Raw genomic sequence first — 6512 nt, forward strand, 5'->3', positions numbered from 1 at the left:
CGCAGTTTCGGTTGTGCGGTCATAAGCCCCCCAGGTCATCAGCCCAGCTGGTGTCGTTGAAGTCGGGACCGCTGGCCGGGCGGCGGGATGCGAACGGGGCGGCGCCTGCCGGCTGCGGCAGTTCGTCTTCCCAACGCTTGCCGTTCAGCCAGGTTGAGGCGTGCGGGATGAACTGGCCGCCGTCCTTGGTCCAGTCGGTCGACACGATCCAGGCAGCCAGCGCCTTGGCCATCAGGTCGAACAGGTCAGCGGTGACCTTGATCTTCGCCCAGGCCTTCTTGGCGTCGGCCTTGCTCACCTTGCGCGGGTAGATCGACCAGAACCGCTCGAAGTCGATCAGTTCGCTTTCGCGAGAGTCAGTCCTTACTCCCTTCAGTGCTTGCTTACCTTCAATACTTACTAGTGTCGGATTTGCCGGATACGGCTGAGCCGGAATCGGTTCAACCGGATACGGCAAAGCCGGAAGCGGTGTTTCCGACACGACGTAGTGGGTTTCGCCCAGCAAACCGGACTCGCCACGGTCCTGGCGGCGCTGGACGTAGCCGGCGGTGATCAGCTCTTGCAGCAGGCCGTACACACCGTCACGACCAGTAGGCTTCGACGACTTGGCAGTCTCGTTGCGCAGGTGGGTGACGGACACAGCCCAGTGGTCTGGCTTGCCCAGCAGGAAGACCAGCAGGCCGCGGGCAGCCCAGCTCAGGCGCCCGTCCTCGCTGATCGACTTGTTGAGCATGTAGAAATTGGCCTCGGGACGAGGCGCACGGATGATGCTCATGGCTCCTCCCGATCGATCATGGCGCGTAGATCACGGTCGAGATCAGTGACCTTCGCCCAGTCGTGGCCGATGTTCATGTACACCGCGACAGCGTCATTGCTGGGCTCGTCGCACTTCTTGCGCAGCCAGGTGTAGAGGACGTGCGTCTCGGTGAGCGCTTTCTTGTCGGCCTGCAGCTGTTCGGAGTAGCGACGAAAACGCTCGTTCTCGGCCTTGAGCTGGTCGATTTCGCCCAGAAGGGAACGTGCGTCTCGCTCACTGAAAGCCGGATCAAGCGATTCCCCGCCCTTTCTCATGCGGTCAATCAGCTCCAGCCTTTCCTGTATCCTTGCGATGCTCATGCTGCCTCCAGAGGCAGGCGCTGCCCACGAATGCGCACAAGCTCATCAAGATTCCAGTACGCGGCCTCTATCGACGCGCCCAGTGCGTTGTAGCCGCACCATTCGCAGTGCCACAGGCCGCCACGAGGGCGAATTCTCGGTTTCATGCTGCACCCCGCACGGCCTTGTCGTGAGTGTGCAGGCCGTCCCAGTTCTTCTTCATGGGCAGCTCGCCGGCCAGGTACAGCTCGTACAGGCGCACGGCGCCCTTGCGCAGGAGGATCGGCGTGTAGCTGATGAACGCCTCTTTCCCGTGCAGGGTGATCTCCTGCTGGTGCTCGGTCATGTACTTGTCGCGGGCGTAGGCCGCGACGCGGTACCGGGTGCCGGACTTGCTCTCGTTGTAGAGCCAGTTGCGGCGCTCGAGGAAGTGGCCAACCTGCATCACGTTGACCCCATTGAGGCCCTTGCAGAACTGGACGTGGCTCATGCCTTCCTTGAAGAGGTTCTCCAGGTGGTCGATCTTTTTGGCCTGGGCCTCGACCTGGACGGTGAGCAGGACGCGGGCTTTCTCCGACTCCAGGGCCATCTGGAGGATTTCCAGCTTGCTGAGGTCGACGGGCGCGGCGGGGCTTTGATTCAAGCGCGCTCATGCGATCGAAAACCTTGGCCTGCAGCTCGTAGCTGTACGACATTGCCATCAAGCACGCTTCCCGCTTCGGGAAGGAATAGCCGCGACGAGCGCGCCCATAGCCGTCAGGGAGATCGGCTGAAAAATCAGCCGATGTCGCGCCGAGCACTTCCGGCACCTTGGCCAGGAAGTTCTTGTGCATCAGCTTTGGATAGCCCTCGCAAGGGAATGCCATGCCTGCGGCATAAGCCTTTGCCTTCCTGTCGTCATTGATGAAGTCGACGAGTTCAAGGCTCGTCATCATCGGCGCCACGAAATCGTGGTTCGCATTTTGTGGCGCGGGCCGGATGAGGGCCTGTACACTTTGGGTCTGCATATGCATAATTCCCTTCAGAGTTTTGTGTTGCAGAGAGCCGGGCCTTCACCCCCGGCTTTTTTGTGCCCGTAATTCGGGCTTATCAGGGCCTGTTCAGGCCTTGCGCTGGAACGGAAGAACCGCCCCCCTCGCGTTTCGAGGTTTCGTTCGGCTGGCCAGCTCTCGATCAATCAGCTCAGCTGCTAGCGCTTCCGGGGTCATTCCCCGCTTTCGCGCCTCTCGCTCAAGCAACTCCATCGATCCCTGATCCAGACCGAATTGTTCGGTCGGCATAGGGCCTCCTCGCGGCCTTCAGGCTGCGGTTTGATCGCCGGTATTCTCCGAAGCCAGGGCAGCCAGCTGCGCTTCCAGCAGTTCGCGGCACAGCACGGCACGCTGAGTGCGGTGATACGCGGCTAACGCCTGAATCAAGTTGAAAGTGTCCTCATCGACCCGGACCTTGATCTCGCGGTCATGCAGGTGCTTGGGATTGGCATACATACGGGGCACTGCTCCTTGCAGGTGGTGAGCGGGTTAAGCGGCAGAAAGCGCGTGGGTCGGGTTGCTGTCGATCTGGCTCCATGGGAACGAAGGACACAGATCGGCACGATTCACAGCGCCATTCGTAAGCGCCTCAATCTGTAGTGCGCGCTTGGCTGGGACCGTGCGCTCTCCTGAACACCATTGGTTGACGGTGGGTGCCGCAACATTCAGCCGGCGCGCCAATTCCGCCTGGCTGCCCAGCACGCGGGATGCTTCTTTGGCTGCTTCTGCTGATTTCATGAGTTCTCTCCTGGAGATTTACCGATGAATATAAGGCATTACCTTATTTTGTACAAGCCATTGCCTAATCGCGCTGGCGATAGGCCTAATTAGGCAATGCTTACCGGACCAGAATTAGGTGCAGCCATTGATGCTGCGCGGATCGCCAAGGGCGTATCTAAGAAACAGCTCGCAGACGACTTCCAGGTGAAGCCTCCGTCGGTACAGGGCTGGGTGAAAAACGGCCGGATCGACAAGTCCAAGCTGATGGACGTGATCGCTTACTTTTCTGACGTGGTTGGCCCTGAACACTGGGGGCTTCGCCCTGGCTTCTCCTACGAGAGCATCCAGGACGTCACTTCGGAACCTGTCGCAGAGCCGGCGCCAACCTCAGCTGCCGACATGGTTCGCGCCATGCTCGCCAAGCAAGGCAAGAACTTGTCGGATTCGGCGCGCGCACAGTTGATTGCAGCCGCCGAAGCGACCGATGAAGGAAATGTGATTACCGTAGATTTCACCCGGCCTGGCCTGGTCGGGGACGAGGTCCGGATCGCTCACTACGATATCCGCGCTGCAATGGGTGGCGGCCAACTCCCCCACGACTACCCGGAAATGCTCAAGGACATTCGCGTCAGCCCCAGTCACCTGCGGGAAATCGGCGTCGAGTTCGAGGAGCACTACCACCTGAAAGTAGTCACCGGCTGGGGCCAGTCGATGGAGCCCACGATCAAGCATCGCGACCCGCTGATCGTGAACATCAACGTCCGCGAATTCGTGGGCGACGGTATCTACCTATTCGTGTGGGACGACCTTCTCTACATCAAGCGGCTGCAGGTCGCTGATGAGGAACACTACGAGATGATTTCGGACAATGCCAGGCACAAGGATCGACTGATCCGGCGGGACATGACCTACATTCAGGCCAGGGTGCTGCTGGTCTGGAATGCGCACCTTGTGTGAACCACCTGCAGGCGCAAGATCATCTGCAAGGATTTGGCGATCTGGCAGCTTTAGTGGGCTGCCTCTTTAGCAAGGAAACTATATGTCACGAATGATTTTCGCTGTGCTTGGCTTGGCTTTGATTCCTGCGGTTTCCGCGGCCACGTCACTGCACGTGCCATCGGACTCCAAGGCCACCTACACTGTCTTGGCTCGAGATACCTACGGAAATGAGCGCACGATCACGACGAAGCGCATCGGATCGAGTGGCACCTCCTATTCTCGACGCTTGTACAACTGCGAAGATCGCACAGTGAAGTACCTTGGTACCGGCGAAACCCTGGAGCAGATGAAAGCCTCCCAGCCTGATCCTCGAATGGGTCCCATTGTTTCCGGTTCAATCGCCGATTACGTCGGCGCGGAAGCTTGCCGATAGGCTGAGTCCCTACCATGACCTTAACCAAACCCAACCAGCAGCTGCGCCGAGAGTTCCAAGACCTGGCCAATGACCTGAAATGGTCAGCAGTCGAGCTAATGCAGATAGCGGTGCGGCTGAGCCAGGCCGGGAACGAGAATGACGCCCAGGCCGTGATCAGGATCTGCCAGGTGATGCAGGCGGGAGAGGACCGGTTCGTGGGGTACGGAGATGAGGTGAAGGCGGGACTTATCCTCAGAGAGGAAACGTAATGGTAGGACCGGGAGCTGCTGGAGAGGAATGCGCACTTAGTTTGATAGTTAGGTTAGCTAGAGTGGGTTAAGGTAGGGCCCACTCAGCGTAAAGCCGGAATTCAACAGAGTCAGGCAGTTGCCAATCTCCGAAAAACTGCGCCCCTAATATTCATAAATTCATTGAGCTCATCTGAAACACCCTTCTGCCCGTAGAATCGACCAGAGTCAACACCATAATCGACTGTCAACTGAAGACGCTTTCGGAGATCTGCCACATAGACAGGGTCATATTCCTCTCGTCCATGCTTGCCCTTCTTCAAAATCCTTGTGATGATCTCCCCTTCCTTAAGAACATCAACTAGCCCGTTGCGCTCGGAGAGCTCAAAGTCAAACCTACCGAGCTTTTCTCGCAAATCATTGTAAGAAAGATACTTATCAGACTTCATGATTTTGCGTGAATTTCGAAAAAGCCATTCAACTATTACTGAAACCTCATCTTCACGCTTCTCTGCGATTTCATGAGCTGCAATTTGACGAGTAAACTCGAACATATCATCATCATTACAGCGATCAACCCAAATGTTGTTTTCACCTAGATAATAAAGCGCACTAAGTAGCGCGGTTCGCTTATTACCGTTATGAAAGCAATGATTTGCGATAATCCCATGAAAAATTGCGGCTCCCTTCTCGTACTCTGTTTCATATGCATCTTTGCCATGAACCGTTTGAAAAGGTCGGGCGCATGCTGACTCAAGAAGGTTGTAGTCCTTAACTCCCGAGGGTTCCAAAGGGTCATCCGAATCCGCAAAGTGATCAACCAGATACAGGTGGATACTTTCTACCAACTCCCTGTCCATCATTTCCCCGGTAAAGCTTAGAGCTTTGAAAATTTAGATTTGAGTGTTTTGTTATTGAAGTACGCATCGGCAGCCAACTCATCAAGCCGAGAGACATCAAACTTAACACTCCAGTGCTTGAGCCAGCAGGAGAAATCATCAATGTCAAAGGTGTGTTTGGCAAGGCCTTCAAACATATCCACTACTTGTTCCCAAGGTGCCTTGAGCATCACGCCATTAATCAACAAAAAAACCATTACAGCCGCAGCCGCAGTTCTCTTATTTGCATTAAAAAATGGATGATTTTGTACTAACGCCTCGGAAAAAACTGCACCCAACACGAATATATCGCTAACACCAGCATAGTTTTGATACTGAATGGCTCGATACTGAGCGGATGAGAGTCCTGATAGATTCAGGACTCCCACTGGCTCCATCGGGGTTTGGGCATCAATCAAATTATGATTGAGTGACGCTATGTCTGATTCACTTAGCCACTGAATTACATTTGCAGATCCAGCCATATCAAACTTTCGCCAATTCTTCGAAGGCACGTTCGTATTGCGCAAATATAATCAAGAACGCGTTGTTAACCTGCTTCGCGTGGGCAGAATAGCTTCTTCTGCTCACCACAGCGCTCACGTTTCCATTTTTCGCGTTTGGACGAATTGCTCCTGGTTTAGTGTGTGCCATAGCTATCTCCAGCATGTGAGCCTTCTCCTTAAGTCTGTAGCTTAGGCCGATCTCGGCCTAGTTTCCTGCGGCTTCACGGACATGCTTCGTTACAGTGCAAGCGATCTCTCACGCGCTCACACGCACGTCTTATATCCTCAACCGTATCGTCTGGACAGTAGTTTCGATCCCGTTTCTCAAAAAAAATTTTGTCAAGGCGGACGAGACTGTACATCAAACCAGTACCGGGACTTTTGCGAGCCAATCAGAAAGGCGCCTCCTCCTCTACCCTTTCCTCCTCCCAATCCTGCTCCACGACCACGTCGTCACGATCCTCGGCGCTATGTGGCTCCCACCGAACCGTCACGCTCTCGTCGTCATTGAACGTCAGGTCCAGCTCCGCCGTTTCAGCCAGCAGTCCCATCACCTCCTCCCACTCCATGTCTCCATCCGTGTCCAGGCGATGGATTGTCACCCAGCGCTGCGACTGCGCGATCGGGTGATTGATCATCGACGAGACCCGCAAGCCCAGCCGTTCAAGGGCGGTCATCTC

General features: G+C 55.8%; 11 protein-coding genes and 1 pseudogene. 3 read left to right on the forward strand and 9 right to left on the reverse strand.

The features are described 5' to 3' along the window. Window positions 1–19: 19 nt before the first annotated feature. From HP546_RS23830 to HP546_RS23850, 5 genes and pseudogenes are all read right to left on the reverse strand, one after another. A complete protein-coding gene (locus HP546_RS23830; RefSeq protein ID WP_172230335.1) occupies window positions 20–775 on the reverse strand; it encodes a hypothetical protein in 756 nt (251 codons plus the stop codon). Beyond that, window positions 772–1116 (reverse strand): hypothetical protein, encoded by a 345-nt coding sequence (locus tag HP546_RS23835; RefSeq protein ID WP_164524735.1) that lies wholly within the window; start codon window positions 1114–1116, stop codon window positions 772–774. Before HP546_RS23835 ends, HP546_RS23830 begins: the two co-directional genes overlap by 4 nt. A 142-nt stretch (window positions 1117–1258) precedes the next feature. Beyond that, window positions 1259–2102 (reverse strand): annotated as a pseudogene (locus tag HP546_RS23840) (transporter). Between the two features lie 291 nt (window positions 2103–2393). Continuing rightward, a complete protein-coding gene (locus tag HP546_RS23845) occupies window positions 2394–2582 on the reverse strand; it encodes a hypothetical protein (RefSeq protein WP_004573832.1) in 189 nt (62 codons plus the stop codon). Window positions 2583–2615: 33 nt separating this feature from the next. Further along, complete coding sequence (locus HP546_RS23850) at window positions 2616–2864, reverse strand: Cro/CI family transcriptional regulator (protein WP_016486618.1); 249 nt, start codon at window positions 2862–2864, stop codon at window positions 2616–2618. 96 nt (window positions 2865–2960) lie between these two features. Here HP546_RS23850 and HP546_RS23855 point away from each other — a divergent pair, with 96 nt between their 5' ends. The 3 genes from HP546_RS23855 (at window position 2961) to HP546_RS23865 (ending at window position 4469) form a co-directional block, all read left to right on the forward strand. After that, a complete protein-coding gene (locus tag HP546_RS23855) occupies window positions 2961–3803 on the forward strand; it encodes a S24 family peptidase (protein ID WP_172230338.1) in 843 nt (280 codons plus the stop codon). 82 nt (window positions 3804–3885) lie between these two features. Continuing rightward, on the forward strand, window positions 3886–4218 hold the full coding sequence (locus HP546_RS23860) for a hypothetical protein (protein WP_172230341.1): 333 nt from the start codon (window positions 3886–3888) through the stop codon (window positions 4216–4218). Between the two features lie 14 nt (window positions 4219–4232). After that, complete coding sequence (locus tag HP546_RS23865) at window positions 4233–4469, forward strand: hypothetical protein (RefSeq protein WP_172230344.1); 237 nt, start codon at window positions 4233–4235, stop codon at window positions 4467–4469. Between the two features lie 110 nt (window positions 4470–4579). On the opposite strand, the gene HP546_RS23870 is transcribed toward HP546_RS23865, so the two are convergent. The 4 genes from HP546_RS23870 to HP546_RS23885 all read right to left on the reverse strand — a co-directional run. Beyond that, window positions 4580–5296, reverse strand: a complete 717-nt coding sequence (locus HP546_RS23870; RefSeq protein ID WP_218584595.1) for a type II toxin-antitoxin system death-on-curing family toxin — start codon at window positions 5294–5296, stop codon at window positions 4580–4582. Window positions 5297–5325: 29 nt separating this feature from the next. Beyond that, the gene (locus tag HP546_RS23875) at window positions 5326–5811 is read right to left on the reverse strand and encodes a type II toxin-antitoxin system death-on-curing family toxin (RefSeq protein WP_172230346.1); all 486 of its coding nucleotides are present in this window, start codon (window positions 5809–5811) and stop codon (window positions 5326–5328) included. A gap of 1 nt (window position 5812) precedes the next feature. After that, window positions 5813–5995: a hypothetical protein gene (locus HP546_RS23880; protein ID WP_172230332.1), complete on the reverse strand. Its 183-nt coding sequence runs from the start codon at window positions 5993–5995 to the stop codon at window positions 5813–5815. Window positions 5996–6224: 229 nt separating this feature from the next. Beyond that, window positions 6225–6512, reverse strand: a 288-nt coding sequence (locus HP546_RS23885) for a DUF1654 domain-containing protein (protein ID WP_256678528.1), incomplete at its 5' end; no start/stop codon positions are given.

The organism is Pseudomonas sp. CM25, assembly GCF_013179705.1.
Lineage (GTDB): Bacteria > Pseudomonadota > Gammaproteobacteria > Pseudomonadales > Pseudomonadaceae > Aquipseudomonas.